12 protein-coding genes are annotated in these 15,146 nt (G+C 61.9%); 7 read left to right on the top strand and 5 right to left on the bottom strand.

What is annotated here, in order from left to right:
* Nucleotides 1–266: 266 nt before the first annotated feature.
* Together pntA and pntB are read left to right on the top strand one after the other, a co-directional pair.
* Nucleotides 267–1,799, top strand: a complete 1,533-nt coding sequence (gene pntA, locus BS626_RS07915) for a Re/Si-specific NAD(P)(+) transhydrogenase subunit alpha (protein ID WP_075181833.1) — start codon at nucleotides 267–269, stop codon at nucleotides 1,797–1,799.
* Between the two features lie 10 nt (nucleotides 1,800–1,809).
* A complete protein-coding gene (pntB, locus tag BS626_RS07910) occupies nucleotides 1,810–3,204 on the top strand; it encodes a Re/Si-specific NAD(P)(+) transhydrogenase subunit beta (RefSeq protein ID WP_075181832.1) in 1,395 nt (464 codons plus the stop codon).
* Nucleotides 3,205–3,241: 37 nt separating this feature from the next.
* Here pntB and BS626_RS07905 read toward each other — a convergent pair whose 3' ends face one another.
* The 3 genes from BS626_RS07905 to BS626_RS07895 all read right to left on the bottom strand — a co-directional run bounded on the left by BS626_RS07905 (nucleotide 3,242) and on the right by BS626_RS07895 (nucleotide 6,080).
* Complete coding sequence (locus BS626_RS07905) at nucleotides 3,242–4,252, bottom strand: NAD(P)H-quinone oxidoreductase (protein ID WP_075181831.1); 1,011 nt, start codon at nucleotides 4,250–4,252, stop codon at nucleotides 3,242–3,244.
* Nucleotides 4,253–4,265: 13 nt separating this feature from the next.
* Entirely contained in the window at nucleotides 4,266–5,216 is a 951-nt protein-coding gene (uspE, locus tag BS626_RS07900) for a universal stress protein UspE (RefSeq protein WP_075181830.1), read from the bottom strand.
* 111 nt (nucleotides 5,217–5,327) lie between these two features.
* The gene (locus BS626_RS07895) at nucleotides 5,328–6,080 is read right to left on the bottom strand and encodes an FNR family transcription factor (RefSeq protein WP_083615918.1); all 753 of its coding nucleotides are present in this window, start codon (nucleotides 6,078–6,080) and stop codon (nucleotides 5,328–5,330) included.
* A 269-nt stretch (nucleotides 6,081–6,349) separates the two neighbouring features.
* Between BS626_RS07895 and smrA the strand changes: the two genes are divergently transcribed.
* Nucleotides 6,350–6,913 (top strand): DNA endonuclease SmrA, encoded by a 564-nt coding sequence (gene smrA, locus BS626_RS07890; RefSeq protein ID WP_075182095.1) that lies wholly within the window; start codon nucleotides 6,350–6,352, stop codon nucleotides 6,911–6,913.
* Here the strand turns inward: smrA and BS626_RS07885 are convergent.
* Nucleotides 6,910–7,833: a LysR substrate-binding domain-containing protein gene (locus tag BS626_RS07885; protein ID WP_075181828.1), complete on the bottom strand. Its 924-nt coding sequence runs from the start codon at nucleotides 7,831–7,833 to the stop codon at nucleotides 6,910–6,912. The two genes, smrA and BS626_RS07885, sit on opposite strands and share 4 nt — an antisense overlap.
* Nucleotides 7,834–8,106: 273 nt before the next feature.
* Between BS626_RS07885 and BS626_RS07880 the strand changes: the two genes are divergently transcribed.
* From BS626_RS07880 to BS626_RS07865, 4 genes are all read left to right on the top strand, one after another.
* The gene (locus BS626_RS07880) at nucleotides 8,107–9,426 is read left to right on the top strand and encodes an aromatic acid/H+ symport family MFS transporter (RefSeq protein WP_075181827.1); all 1,320 of its coding nucleotides are present in this window, start codon (nucleotides 8,107–8,109) and stop codon (nucleotides 9,424–9,426) included.
* Between the two features lie 123 nt (nucleotides 9,427–9,549).
* Nucleotides 9,550–10,899: a VOC family protein gene (locus tag BS626_RS07875; protein ID WP_075181826.1), complete on the top strand. Its 1,350-nt coding sequence runs from the start codon at nucleotides 9,550–9,552 to the stop codon at nucleotides 10,897–10,899.
* 85 nt (nucleotides 10,900–10,984) lie between these two features.
* The gene (locus tag BS626_RS07870; protein ID WP_075181825.1) at nucleotides 10,985–12,514 is read left to right on the top strand and encodes a carboxylesterase/lipase family protein; all 1,530 of its coding nucleotides are present in this window, start codon (nucleotides 10,985–10,987) and stop codon (nucleotides 12,512–12,514) included.
* Nucleotides 12,515–12,583: 69 nt separating this feature from the next.
* Nucleotides 12,584–14,209: a methyl-accepting chemotaxis protein gene (locus tag BS626_RS07865; protein ID WP_075181824.1), complete on the top strand. Its 1,626-nt coding sequence runs from the start codon at nucleotides 12,584–12,586 to the stop codon at nucleotides 14,207–14,209.
* On the opposite strand, the gene BS626_RS07860 is transcribed toward BS626_RS07865, so the two are convergent.
* Nucleotides 14,206–15,072 carry a LysR substrate-binding domain-containing protein gene (locus BS626_RS07860; protein WP_240494284.1) on the bottom strand — a complete coding sequence of 289 codons (867 nt, stop codon included), beginning with the start codon at nucleotides 15,070–15,072 and terminating at the stop codon, nucleotides 14,206–14,208. The genes BS626_RS07865 and BS626_RS07860 overlap by 4 nt on opposite strands.
* Nucleotides 15,073–15,146: the final 74 nt, after the last annotated feature.

Below are 15,146 nucleotides of genomic sequence, written 5' to 3'. Positions count from 1 at the left end.
AGTTAAATCATTGTTAATAATTACTTTTTACTATCACAAGATAATTAACACAGGCGTATTTACTAGCAGAAAACTGCTGTTTTCACCGGCTTCTTAGGGGCATTATCAGGTATTTGTCACACATTACTGAATAATTGCGCAAATATGTCGGGTTATTGCGTTTGCTTATGGTCAGGGGCGCCGGTTTTCAGTAGGTTATTCACACCGAGTTTCTTCTCCATCGCGGCGCGCGCCGCGGTGTTTTCCCTCAGCCAAAGAGGACACATATGCAAATTGGAATCCCTAAAGAGCGGTTGACGGGCGAGGCGCGCGTAGCCGCCACGCCGGCGACCGTGCAGCAGCTGATTAAGCTGGGCTTTCAGGTGGTGGTTGAGCCGCAGGCCGGCGCGCTGGCCAGTTTTGATGACGCCGCTTACGTCGCTGCCGGCGCGCAGATCGTGCCGCGCGATGCGGCATGGCAGGCGGACATTGTACTGAAAGTTAACGCCCCCGATGACGCCGAGATCCCGCTGCTGCGCGAAGGGGCGACGCTTATCAGTTTCATCTGGCCTGCACAGCAACCGGCGCTGCTGGCCGCGCTGGCCGCGCGTCGAGTGACGGTGATGGCGATGGACGCCGTTCCACGCATTTCACGCGCGCAGTCGCTGGATGCCCTCAGCTCGATGGCCAATATCGCCGGCTACCGCGCTATCGTCGAGGCGGCACACGAATTCGGCCGCTTCTTTACCGGGCAAATCACCGCCGCCGGTAAGGTCCCACCGGCAAAAGTGCTGGTTATCGGCGCCGGCGTGGCCGGCCTGGCGGCGATTGGCGCGGCGGGCAGTCTTGGCGCTATCGTGCGCGCCTTTGATACCCGACCGGAAGTGAAAGAGCAGGTGCAGAGCATGGGGGCCGACTTCCTCGAACTGCACGTAGAGGAGGAGGCGGGCAGCGGCGATGGCTATGCCAAAGTGATGTCCCCGGCGTTTATCGCCGCCGAGATGGCGCTGTTCAGCGCTCAGGCCCGGGAAGTCGATATCATCGTCACGACCGCGCTTATCCCGGGCAAGCCGGCGCCGACCCTGATCACCGAAGAGATGGTCGCGCTAATGAAACCGGGCAGCGTGATCGTCGATCTGGCGGCACAAAACGGCGGCAACTGCGCGTTGACCGTCGCTAATCAGATTGTCGTCACCGACAACGGCGTCAAAATTATCGGCTATACCGATCTGCCGAGTCGGCTGCCTACGCAGTCGTCCCAGCTGTACGGTACCAATCTGGTCAACCTGCTGAAGCTGCTCTGCAAAGAGAAAGACGGCGTGATTCACGTGGATTTTGACGACGTGGTGGTGCGCGGCGTGACGGTGGTGCGCGACGGTGAAATCACCTGGCCGGCACCGCCCATTGCCGTGTCGGCCGCGCCGGCGGCGAAGCCGGCCAAAACGTCAGCGGCGGTTACGTCCCCTCCGGCCCCCGCTTCGCCGTGGCGTAAGTATGCGCTGCTGGCGCTGGCCATCCTCCTGTTTGGCTGGCTGGCCAGCGTTGCGCCGCCGGCCTTTTTGTCGCACTTCACCGTGTTCGCTCTGGCCTGCGTAGTTGGGTACTACGTGGTGTGGAACGTCAGCCACGCGCTGCATACGCCGCTGATGTCGGTGACCAACGCCATCTCCGGCATCATCGTGGTCGGTGCGGTATTGCAAATGGGCGAGGGCGGCTGGGTCAGCTTTTTCGCCTTTATCGCGGTGCTGGTGGCCAGCATCAACATCTTTGGCGGATTTACCGTCACTCAGCGCATGCTGAAAATGTTCCGTAAACAGTAAGGGGTCAAAAATGTCTGAAGGCATGGTTACTGCAGCCTGGATCGTTGCCGCCATTCTGTTTATTTTCAGTCTGGCTGGATTATCAAAACACGAGACCTCGCAGCGGGGAAATCTGTTTGGCATCGTCGGGATGGCGCTGGCGCTGCTCGCCACGCTGTTTGGTCCGGCATCGGGCGATATCGCGCTGATCCTGCTGGCAATGGTCATTGGTGGCGCCATTGGCGTGCGCCGCGCGCAGCGGGTTGAAATGACCGGGATGCCCGAGCTGGTAGCGATACTGCACAGTTTTGTGGGGCTGGCCGCGGTGCTGGTCGGCATAAACAGCTTTATCGTGCATGACATCACCCTCTCACCGGTGATGGTGAATATCCACCTGACCGAAGTGTTCCTCGGCGTGTTTATCGGCGCGGTGACCTTCACGGGCTCGCTGGTCGCGTATGGGAAGCTGTGCGGCAGGCTCTCCTCCCGCCCGCTGATGCTGCCGCATCGTCACAAGCTGAACCTGCTGGCGCTGGCGGTATCCTTTCTACTGCTGACGGGGTTTGTCAACAGTAACAGCGGGGGAATGCAGGCGCTGATGCTGGTGGTGATGATCGCTATTGCCCTGGCTTTTGGCTGGCATCTGGTGGCGTCGATCGGGGGCGCCGATATGCCGGTGGTGGTCTCGATGCTCAACTCCTATTCGGGCTGGGCGGCGGCGGCGGCGGGCTTTATGCTCAGCAATGATTTGCTGATCGTCACCGGTGCACTGGTGGGATCATCCGGTGCCATTCTCTCCTGGATCATGTGTAAAGCGATGAACCGTTCGTTTATCAGCGTGATTGCCGGCGGTTTCGGCACCGATAGCCAGCCTGGCGGTGAGGGCGCAGACGTCGGTGAGCATCGGGAAATCAGCGTGGAAGAGACGGCCGAACTGCTGAAAAACGCTCAGTCGGTGATCATCACGCCGGGTTACGGCATGGCGGTGGCGCAGGCGCAGTATCCCGTTGCCGCGATCACCCAGAAGCTGCGCGAGCGCGGTGTTAAGGTGCGCTTCGGTATCCATCCGGTCGCGGGGCGTCTGCCCGGACACATGAACGTGCTGCTGGCGGAGGCGAAGGTGCCTTACGATATCGTGCTGGAAATGGATGAGATTAACGACGACTTCGCCGACACCGACGTGGTGCTGGTGATCGGGGCCAACGACACGGTGAATCCGGCGGCGCAAGAGGATCCCGGCAGTCCGATTGCCGGAATGCCGGTGCTGGAAGTATGGAAAGCGCAGCAGGTTGTGGTGCTCAAGCGTTCGATGAACACCGGTTATGCCGGGGTACAGAATCCGCTGTTCTTCAGGGAGAATACCCAAATGCTGTTTGGCGATGCAAAAGGCAGCGTGGACGGGATCCTGCAGGCTCTGCAGGGGTAGGGCGCAGGGAAGAGCGGCGGTGACGCCGCTCTTTTTTTTAGCTATTCACCAGCATGATTTTGCCAATATGCTCACTGCTTTCCATTAACCGGTGTGCCCTGGCGGCCTCCGCCAGCGGGAAGGTGTTGAAAATGTGCGGTTTGATCTGGCCGCTGCTCAGCAGCGGCCAGACCTGCGCCAGCAGATCGCGGGCGATGGCGGCTTTGTCCGCCACGCTGCGCGCGCGCAGCGTGGTCCCGCTCCAGGTCAGCCGCTTCATCATCAACGGCATGATGTTCAGCTGGTTAATCACCCCGCCCTGAACGCCAATTTGCACAATGCGTCCTTCAACCGCCGCGGCCTGCATGTTGCGCGCTGCGTAGTCTCCGGCGATCAGATCAACGATAACATCCGCACCGCGATCGTCAGTCAGCCGTTTGACCTCGGCAACAAAATCCTGCTCGCGGTAGTTAATCGCCGCGTCGGCGCCAAAGCGCAGCGCCGCGCGGCATTTATCCGCCGAGCCGACGGTCACCAGCGGGCGGGCACCAAACGCTCTGGCCAGCATGGTACTGACGCTGCCGATGCCCGACGTGCCACCGTGAATCAGCACGGTTTCGCCGGCCGCCAGCTTAGCGCGCTGAAACAGGTTCACCCAGACGGTGAAGAAATTTTCCGGCAGCGCCGCCGCTTCCACCAGCGATAAGCCCGCCGGCACCGGCAATGCGTTACTTTCGTGCACCACGGCATACTCGGCGTAGGCTCCACCGGCGACCAGCGCGCATACGCTGTCGCCAGGGCGGTAGTGTTTAACCTCCGCGCCGATTGCAACGACCTCGCCGGCAAACTCCAGCCCGGGAAGGTCTGACGCCCCCGGCGGAGGGGGATAGCTGCCCTGACGCTGCATCACGTCGGGACGGTTTACGCCGGCGGCAGCAATGCGCACCAGCAGTTCCCCCGCACCGGGCTGTGGCACAGGGCGTTCCTCGAGGGTCAGTACCTCCGGGGCTCCGGGGGCGGTGATGGCCATGACCTTCATGGTTTCGGGCAGCGCGTCCGCAGAGGACATAGTGACTCCTTAATTAATCGTCTTCGTCGTCGTCGGGCTGTACCGGACAGGCAAAGCCGTCTGGCTTGATGGCCAGCAGATCGCAGCGCAGGTGGTCGATCACCTGTTCAGCCGTATTACCGAGAAACGCGGCGGAAAGGCCAGTGCGCCCGACAGTACCGAGGACCACGACCCCCACGTTGAGGTGATCGGCAAGGTCCGGAATGACCTCTTCCGGCAACCCTTTCACAACGTGAGTCAGTGATTCATCGATGGCATAGTGCTGTCGCAGCGCTTTCATGGCAATTAAATGCTGGCCGCGTATGGCATTGTTATACACACTGGGGTCAAAGTCAGGTAATTCAATGGCGATGTTCACCGGCGTCACTGGATAGGCACTCACCAGATGCACATCGGTGTGATCAACCAGCCGGGCCAAATCGCGGGTCTCGCGCACCAGCTTTTGGTTAAGGAGGTCGTGGTGCGGCTCTTCGCTGCCGAGATTGACCGCCACCAGCGCCTTGCCGTTCTCTGGCCAGGGCTTATCTTTCACCATCCATACCGGGCAGGGGCATTTACGCAGCAGATGCCAGTCGGTTGGCGTAAACACCACCGACTGTAGGCGGTCGTGCTGATGCGCCATTTTCAGCAGCAGATCGTGATTATCGCTCAATACCTCCTGAATAATGGCCTCAAAGGCGCGGTTGTGCCAGACCACTTTGATCTCAATCGGTACACCGGCGTCCAGATAGTCACTGGCCTGCTCGCGGATCCACGCGGTACGCTGGCTCACGACGCCTTGCCGCATCGCGCTGCGCTCATCCGGTGACAGCAGGGTTGTCATCTCATAGGAGAAATCATAAACAGGTAAAAAGGCTTTGATGCGGCCGCCGAGGCGCTGCTGCAAATAGACCGCGCGGCGGAGGGCCGGCTGGTCATCCTGCAGGGGATCAATCACTACCAGAATATGTTGATAGGTTGCCATACAGATTCTCCTTGCACCCGAGTGTGTCTGCTTAAAGATAGCCCACGGGTGAAGGAGAAAGAAGGGAAAAGCTTGTGCGCAATCAACAAATTTGCCCGCTGCGACGGTACATCAGGCTACCGAGCGGCACTGTCCGGCCAGGTTAGCCAGCGCGTCGGCATTTTCAATACTGATATATTTGCCCTTCACGGCCAGAATGCCGTTTTTCTGAAAGCGTCCCAGCAGGCGGCTAATGGTTTCGACCGTCAGGCCGAGATAGTTACCAATATCGCCGCGGGTCATGGTCAGGCGGAATTCGCGCGGGGAGAAGCCGCGCTGGCCAAAACGCTGTGCCAGATTCCAGACAAACGCCGCCATTCTCTCCTCAGCATTCTTTTTCGAGAGCAGCAGAATCATCTCCTGGTCCCCTTTGATCTCGCCGCTCATCAGGCGCATGATTTGCTGACGCAGCGCCGGCATTTTGCCTGAGAGGTCATCGAGCGTCTCAAACGGGATTTCGCATACCATCGCCGTCTCCAGCGCCTGAGCAAAGCTTGGGTGGCGCAGGGTACCGATCGCATCAAAGCCCACCAGGTCGCCGGCAAGATGAAAGCCGGTAATCTGCTCGTCACCCTGTTCGGTGATGGTATAGCTCTTGATGCTGCCCGCGCGGATAGCGTACAGCGATTTCAGCTCGTCACCGGCTTGAAACAGCGTCTGACCGCGCTGAATCGGTTTTTTGCGCTCGATAATATTGTCGAGCTGGTCGAGCTCATGCGAATTGAGCGTGAAAGGAATACACAGCTGACTGATGCTGCAATCCTGACAATGAATGGAACAGCCGCTGGACTGCGTGCGCCGGATGATGCGTTTGTCCGTGATCATAAGGGGTGCTCTCCGGTAAGAATTGACTGTGGTCAATTTTAACAGCTTTTAGCGTTAATGAAACTGATCAGAGGAGTTTTACCCCTGCCAAATCCGGGAGGGTGACGTTTTCCAGCCGCGTATTCGGCGTACTGTAGTGAATGTGAGTGGAATAGGGTTTAAATATGGCGCTAATCTCCATTCAGCAAGATGGCTGCGAGAGAATGAACCGGCTGCACTTTCTGCTACACTGGCCGGGTAATCAGTTCAATCCCCGCGAGGTCAGCAAGATGAGCCTGGATGACGACGAGATGTTTCGTGACGCGATGGGTGACGTCACCCCGTTAAAGAAGCGCGACAGCGTACACTGGCAGCCGGCGCGTCAGGGAAAAATCCACGCCGTGCCGGCGGAGGCGGCGGCGGAAAACCCGCTCAGCCTCGGTTTTCTCGATATTGTCGCGCTCGGCGAGCCGCTGGAATACAAAGCTGACGGTATACAGCAGGGAGTACTGGATAAGCTGCGTCAGGGGAAGTACCGGCTGGATGCCAGCCTGAATCTGACCCGTCAACCGGTGGCGGCCTGCCGCGAAGCGCTGTATCGTTTTATTCTGAACGCGCATCAGCATAATCAGCGCAATCTGCTGATTATCCACGGCAAAGGCCGGGAGGATACCTCACACGCGAACGTGGTGCGTAGCTACGTGGCGCGGTGGATGCGTGAGCTGGCGGTGGTTCAGGCCTGCTGCGAGGCCCAGCGTCAGCACGGCGGCAGCGGCGCCTGCTACGTGGCCCTCAGCAAAAACGCCGGGGCGCGGCTGGAGAACTGGGAGCGCCACGCCCGACGCGGACGTTAACCGGCGTGGCTTTTACGCACAGTGGCCAGCAGCACTTCGCTGCACATTGTCAGCGGCGCGCCGCTGCGGGTCATGATCCCCACCGGTTCGCCGGGATGGCTGGCGCGCAGCGGCAGCGCTACCAGCGCGTGGTGCAGCAAATCTTCCTTGATAGCCCCGGAGGGGACGAACCAGACGTAGTCATAGCGCATCGCCAGCTGGCGGGCCAGCGTGGTCGATGAGGTTTCGATCAGCGTATCGGGCAGCGTACAGCCATGCTCCTGCAGCATGGCTTCGGCGATGCGGCGCGGTGCGGTGCCCTCGGGCTGAATGACCACCGGCCAGCTCAGCGCCCGGGAAAGCGTGACGTTGTCACTCATAAGCGGGTGGTCGGGACGCACCACGAGGCACAGCGACTCCAGAAACAGCAGCTCATAGCTTAATCCGCGCATCATTTCACTGTCGGCCATCCGGCCAATGCCCACATCAAACTCGCCCGCTTTCATGCCGGCGATCAGCACGTTGTTATGGAGGGTCGCGACCTGCACGGTAACGTGAGGCTGCTGCTGGTGAAAACGGTCGAGGATCGACGGCAGCATGCCCAGCGCCACGGTCGGCAGCACGCCCAGGCGCAAGATTTCCGGGGTGGGGGACTGGCTGGCGCTGAACGATTGTCCGGCGTGGTTCAGTGCATCCAGCACCTTTACCGCGTGGGTCAGGAACTGCTCTCCAAGGGTCGTTAACTGCGCGCCAAGCCGGCCGCGTTCAAACAGCCGCGCGCCGGCCAGCGTCTCGAGTTCGTTGAGCGTTTTTGACAGCGCGGGCTGACTCAGATTCAGGGTTTCTGCGGCGCGACCGAGCGTGCCCTGCTGCGCGACGGCCACGAAGGTATGCAGATGACGCAATCGAATGCGCTGATTAAAAAGATAATTTTTGTCCATGCGCTAAGGTAATGAGCGTTGAAGCGTTTGTGCAAGCGTCAGCAAATGAATGTGTTAACCATGTTGCAAATATTAATTAACATTTTCCATTGCGTTAAGCCTCCGTGCTTACGCGTTCTCGTGCAAAAAAAGTGCAGATAATCAGGTGCAAAGGCGAAATATCCGTTATCATGGCGTCATACCATTTTGTTATGAATGCTGTCATTTGCTGTCGCATGTCGTCATCTAAGTCAGTTTCGCACGCCAGGGAGTATCACCGTGAGCAGTCATGCGATGGACGTCAGGGCGCTGATTAACAGTCGCCCCCTCAGTCGCTATCAAAAAAGAATCATTGCCCTCTGTTTTATCATCGTCGCACTGGACGGTCTCGACATTGCCCTGATGGGATTTATCGCACCGGCGCTGAAAGTGGCCTGGGGCGTGGACCATCAGCAGCTCGGGATGGTGATCAGCGCCGCGCTGATTGGCCTGGCGCTGGGGGCGATGTTCGCCGGACCGATGGCAGACCGCTTTGGTCGCCGGGTCATTATCCTCGGTAGCGTATTCTTTTTTGGTTTCTGGACGCTGGTGTGCGCTTTTGCCGCTGATATTGGCCAGCTGATGCTGTTTCGCTTTTTAACCGGGCTCGGGCTCGGCGCGGCGATGCCGAACGTCAGTACGCTGGTGGCGGAATTCTCGCCGGAAAAACGGCGCTCCTTCATTATCACCGTGGTGTTTTGCGGCTTTACCTTTGGCGCGGCGATGGGCGGTTTTGCTGCCTCGTGGATGATTCCGCTGCTGGGCTGGCACTCGGTGCTGATCTTGGGCGGCGTCCTGCCGCTGTTGTTGTTACCGTTTTTACTGACCATGTTGCCGGAGTCGGTGCGCTTTCTGATCACTGCCCGCGCGGCCAGCTCGCGCATTCGCGCGATTGTCGAAAAACTGGCGCCGGGCTCAACCGATCTCGATACCCGCTTCCATATGCCGCGCGCGCCGACCAACAGTGGGGCGGTGCGTTTGGTCACCTCGCGCCCCTATCTGTTCGGCAGCCTGATGCTGTGGGGCAGCTACTTTATGGGGCTGTTTCTGGTCTATCTGATAGGCAGCTGGCTGCCGACGCTGGTGCGCGATGCCGGCATGAGCGTGGCGGAAGCGGCGATCATCACCGCGCTCTACCAGGCGGGCGGTACGCTGGGGTCGCTGTTTGCCGGCTGGCTGATGGATCGGGTGGAAGCCAACCTCGCGCTGGCGGCGATCTATCTCGCCGGCGCCGTGTTTACCACCGCCATGGGATTGGCACCGGCGCACGTGCTGCTGCTCTGCCTGGTTGCCTTTTGCGCCGGTTTTTGTCTGAACGGCGCCAATACGGGAATGAACGCGCTGTCGGCGGGCTATTACCCAACCCATGCCCGCGCCACCGGCTCAAGCTGGATGCATGGAATCGGCCGGGTGGGGGCGATCCTGAGCGCCTTCGCCGGTGCGCAAATGCTCAGCTGGGGCTGGTCGCTGACCCAGATATTTTTGACTCTGGCCATCCCGGCCACCCTGACCTGCCTGATGCTGTTGGCGAAAAGCTACCTTGGCTATCGCCGTCAGCGCGATCCCCTGCTGTAAGGCGCGATGGCGGTGGCAGCATGCCGCCGCCGTCTGCTAACGATCACAGTTCCGTTATTCTTTGCTTCTCAATCCGGCGGCATCCTCTACATTGGCAGCATACAGGCGCTGAGGAGCAGCAATATGTCCGAACCATGGGTAAGCAGTGATTCCATTCGCACCGCCTTTTCACAGGCCATGTCGACAATGTACCAGCGTGAGGTGCCGCAATACGGCACTCTGCTGCAGCTGGTGGCGGAGGTGAATCAGCACTGCCTGAACGCCGATCCCGGGCTGCGTGAGGCGCTGCGCGATCGCGACGAGCTGGCGCGTCTGGGCGTCGAGCGGCACGGTGCGATCCGCGTCGGTACCGCCGACGAGCTGGCGTTTTTACGCCGTATCTTCGCCCTGATGGGCATGTACCCGGTGGGGTATTACGATCTCGCGGTCGCGTCCGTGCCGGTTCACGCCACCGCATTTCGCCCCATTGCGGCTGAGCGTCTGCAGCGTAACCCGTTTCGACTGTTCACCTCACTGCTGCGCCTGGAGCTGATTGACGATCCGGCGCTGCGCCAGCGCGCGGCAGACCTCCTCGCCAGGCGCGATATCTTTACGCCGCGCTGCCGCGAGCTGGTGGCGCAGGGTGAAGCACAGGGCGGGCTGGATGCCGCGCAGGCCGACGCATTGGTCAGCGCCGTGCTGGAGACCTTTCGCTGGCACCAGCACACGACCGTCGATCGATCCACCTACCTGGCGCTTCATCAGCAGCATCGCCTGATTGCCGATGTGGTCTGCTTTCCCGGCTGCCATATCAATCACCTGACGCCGCGCACACTGGACATCGACAGCGTGCAGGCGCAGATGCCCGCTTTTGGCATCACGCCAAAAGCCATCATCGAGGGACCGCCGCGCCGCGCCTGTCCGATTCTGCTGCGGCAAACCAGCTTTAAAGCGCTGGATGAGCCGGTGCACTTTACCGATCATGCGGCGGGTACCCATACCGCGCGCTTCGGCGAAATCGAGCAGCGCGGCGGTGCGTTAACCGCGGCGGGGCGGGCGCTCTACGATCGGCTGCTGGCCGACGCAGGATCGCTGGAGAGCAATGCGGCGCACCAGGCGCATTTGCGCGACGTATTCCGCGCTTTTCCTGACGATCACGCCGCGCTGCGTCAGCAGGGGCTGGCATTTTATCAATACCGGCTGACCGACGCCGGGCGCGCCGCGCCGCAGCGCTTTCATCCGTTCGCCGATCGCGAGGCGCTGATCGCTGAGGGGCTGCTGGACGCCTGGCCCATCGTCTATGAAGACTTTTTGCCGGTCAGCGCCGCGGGGATTTTCCAGTCCAACCTCGGCAGCGAGAGTGGCGCCCGCGCGGCAGGCCGCAGCAGCCGCGCGCAGTTTGAGGCGGCGCTGGGGGCAACGGTGAACGATGAAATTGCCCTCTATGCCGCTGCGGAGGCCGACAGCCTGCGGGCGTGTGGGCTGCTGCGCTAAATTACGCACTGCCCGTTCGCTCAGGGGTAGACATTCCGCGTCGGCCTGCAAATAATCGGGGTTAAGCTTCTTCACGGAATGGAACATGAGAAAGGATGAGTTAGTGCGCGTGCGCATCGCCGAGGGAGAGGTGAGGGGACACCGGGACCAGGAAACCTTCGCCTTTAAAGGCCTGCCTTACGCCGCGCCGCCGACCGGCGAGCGCCGCTGGCGCGCACCGCAGCCGCCAGCGTGCTGGCAGGGCGTGCGCGACGCCGACCAGTTTGCCGCCGCCAGCTGGCAAAATCGCGAGCACTGTCTGGCTACCGGCGGCGGGGATCCCGGCCCCCTCGCTGAAGATTGCCTCTATCTGAATATCTGGACGCCCGACCTGGCGCCGCAGGCGCCACTGCCGGTGATGGTCTGGATCCACGGCGGCGGCTATAACGTTGGATCTGGCGGCCTGCAACCCTACCGCGGCGCCGCGCTGGCCCGCCGCGGGGCAGTGATCGTTACCCTTAACTACCGGCTGGGCCACCTCGGTTTTTTTGCGCATCCGGCGCTGGCGGCTGAGCAGTCCGACGCGCCGCTGTGCAACTTTGCGCTGCTCGATCAGATTGCGGCGCTGCAGTGGGTGCAGCGTAACATTGCAGAATTTGGCGGCGATCGCCATAACGTCACGCTGTTTGGCGAATCCTCCGGCGCCCGCAGCGTACTGTCGCTGTACGCCTCACCGCTCAGCGCGGGGCTGTTTCATAAAGGGATTGTGCAGAGCGCCTACGGCCTGCCGGACGTCAGCCGCGAGCGGGCGCTGCAGCGCGGCTGCGCGGTGGCCCGCGCGCTGGGGCTGCCGCCGGAGGCGACGGCGGACGATCTGCGCCGCCTGCCGGCGGAGGCATTCTGGCCGCTGGAGGGGGAACTGAAGGTGCCACCGGTAGCGATCAGCGGCGATGCCGTACTCCCCGAGCCCATGCTGGAGATCTTTGACCAGGGACGCCAGCGCGCCTGCCCGCTGCTGATTGGCAGTAACAGTGACGAAGCCAGCGTACTGGCCTTCTTTGGCGTGCCGCTTGCCGGCCGCGTTCAGCAGCTGCGCCGGCAGCATCCGACGGTAATGCGACTGATGCGCTGGCTGTATGCTGGCACGGGCGACGACGCTCTGCTGGGTCGACAGCTGGCGCGCGATATCGTGTTCACCGCGCTGGCGTATCGGCTGGCGGACGATCACGCCCGCAGTGGCCGTCCGGTGTGGCGGTATTACTTTGATTATGTAGCGGAAAACGCGCGCGATCTCTATCCACACGGCACCTGGCACGGCAATGAGATAGGCTACGTCTTTGCTACGCTCGACGATGTTGCCGTGACTGACCCCGCGCGGGCCTTCACCGCCGTCGATCGCCAGTTTGCGCAACGTACCGGCGAGTACTGGCTGCAGTTTGCCCGCGGGGCCAGCGGGGCCGGTCATGCCCTGCCGGGCCGCGCGGGCGATCCGGCCTGGCCGGTGTGGTCCCGCCGCGACGATCGCACGTTATGCTTTGGCGAACAGGGGCAGGCTACCATCGCCTTGCGTCCGCGCTGGATGCGGTGGCGGCTGTGGCTGTTTCGTCATTTGATGCGCCGGGTGGTTCATTTGTAAAGTCCGCGGGCAGTGCTGCCGATAAGGGGGGGACTGAGGCAAATACGCCCCCATCCACCCGGAGCATACATGAACCTGTTACGCCATTTCACTATTCGCAGCGTCATGCTGTCGATCCTCGGTCTGTTCTGCCTGATGTGGTCCACGACCGGGCTGTACAGCGCCTGGTCGCTGGATCGGCTCAGTGAGGCGACGAAAACCGATCGGCTGTTGGTGAGCCAAATGACCACCCTGAGCAAGGGTAACGATCAGTACTTCCGCTTTGTCACCCGCCTTTCGCGGGCCATGGAGTCAGGTAAAGCCGCCGATTTTGACAGCGCGCAGCGGGCGCTGGACGGCCTGCAGCAGCAGCTGGCGTCTTTTAAAGCCCAGGCGCCCGGCCCGCTGGATGCCGCCATGGCGCAAGGGGTGATCGGCCGCTGGCAGGCGCTGTATCAGACCGGCGCCGTGCCGCAGATGGCCCTGGCGCGTCAGGGCGATGCCGCTGCCTGGCGTCAACATGCCACCACGGTCACACCGCCCTTGAGCCGGGCCTTTGGTCAGCAGCTGGACAGCTTCAATCATGCCGCCAGCCGCAAGCTGGATGCCACCCGGCAGACAATTGATGGCCTGACCCGGCACACCCGAACGCTGATGATTGCAGCGGTGATCGCCGGAATGGTGATTTTACTGTTTACCGATCGCTACCTGGTGCAGCTGCTGGTGCGGCCGCTGGCGCGCATCCGCGAGCATTTTCGCACCATCGCCGCCGGCGACCTCAGTCAGCCGCTGGAAGAGCCGGGCCGCAACTGCGTTGGCCGGCTGGTGCCGCTGATGCGCGAGATGCAGCACAGCCTGAGTGAGGCCGTGACGACAATTCGCACCGGCAGCGATAACATTCACCGCGGCGCGGCGGAGATTTCACGGGGCAATAACGATCTCGCGGCGCGTACTGAAGAGCAGGCCTCCGCGCTGGAGCAAACTGCCGCCAGCATGGAGCAGTTAACCGCTACCGTGCGGCAAAATGCCGACACCGCGCGCGATGCCAGCTTGCTGGCCGGCAAAGCCACGCAGACGGCGCAGCGCGGCGGCCAGTTGGTGGGCAGCGTGGTCACGACGATGCACGGCATTGCCGACAGCGCGCACAAAATCGCTGACATTACCGGCGTGATAAACAGTATTGCTTTTCAAACCAATATTCTGGCGCTGAACGCGGCGGTGGAAGCCGCGCGCGCCGGCGAGCAGGGGCGCGGATTTGCGGTGGTCGCCAGCGAGGTGCGCGCGCTGGCGCAGCGTAGCGCCAGTGCGGCGAAAGAGATAGAGACCTTGATTGGTGATTCCGTTACCCGGGTCGACAGGGGGTCGCAGCTGGTGGCCGATACCGGGATCGCCATGGAGCAGGTGCAGCAGGTGGTGGCCGACGTCTCCAGCCTGATGCAGCAGATTGCCGGCGCTTCGGCGGAGCAGAGCACCGGTATTACGCAGGTCGGCGACGCGGTGGCGGCGATGGACAGCGTCACGCAGCAGAATGCCGCGCTGGTAGAGGAAGTGTCGGCGGCGGCGGCCTCCCTGGAACGGCAAACCGAGGCGCTGACTCGCGCGGTGGCGCGTTTTCGCCTCGGCGATGCCCGTCCGGCCATGCCGATCGGCGCCGCAGCCACGCCGGCCGCCCCCGCGCCCGTTCGGCAGGCGGAAGGAGAGTGGGTCGCCTTTTAAACGTCGGTCAGGCGACGGGTCAGGGCGGTGAGCGGCGTCAGGCCGCGGCCGTCCGGCCGCCGCAGCAGGGTATAGACCGCCCCGGTTTCCACCTGCTGGTTAAAGGGGGCCACCAGCCGCCCCGCCGCCAGGTCCTCGGCCACCAGGTGCGGATCGGCAACGGTAATGCCAAAGCCCTGCAGCGCGGCGCCAATCGCCAAATCCATGGTGTCAAAATGCTGATGGCGCGCGATATCCGGCTGCAGGCCGCTGGCGCTGAGCCAGCGTTGCCAGTCGCGCCGGTCCCGCGCCGGGTGCAGAAAGGTGAGGCGGGACAGTGCATCCGGCGTCAGCTGGCCGCTGAGCAGCTCGGGCGATACCACCGGGATGAGCCGCTCGGCAAACAGCATCACCCCGTCGTCGCACGGCGGGCCGTAAATGATAGCGGCATCAAACGCTTCGCGCTGCTGGCAATGTTCACGGGTGGTGGTCAGCGAGATATGCACGTCCGGCTGCTCCAGCTCCAGCTGCAGCAGCCGGGGCAGCAGCCAGCGCAGCACGCAGGTGGGCGCGCGCAGGCGGATGGCACCTTCCGTGCGGCCGGCCTGCTCGGCCGCTCGCAGGATCTGCTCGATACCGCGAGTGACCTCGGGCAGCAGCTGGGCGCCGCGCTCAGTGAGGCGCAGCCCGCGGGCGTGCCGCTCAAACACGCTGAATCCCAGCCAGGCTTCCAGCGCGGCGATTTTGCGGCTGACCGCGCTTTGCGTCAGACACAGCTCGCTGGCCGCGCGGGTCAGATTCAGATGGCGCGCGGTGATGACAAAAGTGTGGAACGCATTAAGCGGTAGCGCGGGACGAGTCATAGCAGCCTGTGAGTTATGCATTTATTTCATGGCTATTATGCCAAACTTGCGCTTGTTGCCTCAACCCGCACCGCGTTGAATAGGCTATTCATCAA

This window comes from Pantoea sp. 1.19 (assembly GCF_001922585.1).
Lineage (GTDB): Bacteria > Pseudomonadota > Gammaproteobacteria > Enterobacterales > Enterobacteriaceae > 1-19.
The sequence above is the reverse complement of the archived record's forward strand: the minus strand, read 5'-3'. Positions and strand labels throughout refer to the sequence as shown.

Excerpts from the sequence above, each read along its gene's own strand:
- pntA (WP_075181833.1), top strand. The coding sequence starts at position 267 with ATGCAAATTGGAATCCCTAAAGAGCGGTTGACGGGCGAGGCGCGCGTA.
- pntB (WP_075181832.1), top strand. The coding sequence starts at position 1,810 with ATGTCTGAAGGCATGGTTACTGCAGCCTGGATCGTTGCCGCCATTCTG.
- BS626_RS07905 (WP_075181831.1), bottom strand. The coding sequence starts at position 4,252 with ATGTCCTCTGCGGACGCGCTGCCCGAAACCATGAAGGTCATGGCCATC.
- uspE (WP_075181830.1), bottom strand. The coding sequence starts at position 5,216 with ATGGCAACCTATCAACATATTCTGGTAGTGATTGATCCCCTGCAGGAT.
- BS626_RS07895 (WP_083615918.1), bottom strand. The coding sequence starts at position 6,080 with ATGATCACGGACAAACGCATCATCCGGCGCACGCAGTCCAGCGGCTGT.
- smrA (WP_075182095.1), top strand. The coding sequence starts at position 6,350 with ATGAGCCTGGATGACGACGAGATGTTTCGTGACGCGATGGGTGACGTC.
- BS626_RS07885 (WP_075181828.1), bottom strand. The coding sequence starts at position 7,833 with ATGGACAAAAATTATCTTTTTAATCAGCGCATTCGATTGCGTCATCTG.
- BS626_RS07880 (WP_075181827.1), top strand. The coding sequence starts at position 8,107 with ATGGACGTCAGGGCGCTGATTAACAGTCGCCCCCTCAGTCGCTATCAA.
- BS626_RS07875 (WP_075181826.1), top strand. The coding sequence starts at position 9,550 with ATGTCCGAACCATGGGTAAGCAGTGATTCCATTCGCACCGCCTTTTCA.
- BS626_RS07870 (WP_075181825.1), top strand. The coding sequence starts at position 10,985 with ATGAGAAAGGATGAGTTAGTGCGCGTGCGCATCGCCGAGGGAGAGGTG.
- BS626_RS07865 (WP_075181824.1), top strand. The coding sequence starts at position 12,584 with ATGAACCTGTTACGCCATTTCACTATTCGCAGCGTCATGCTGTCGATC.
- BS626_RS07860 (WP_240494284.1), bottom strand. The coding sequence starts at position 15,072 with ATGCATAACTCACAGGCTGCTATGACTCGTCCCGCGCTACCGCTTAAT.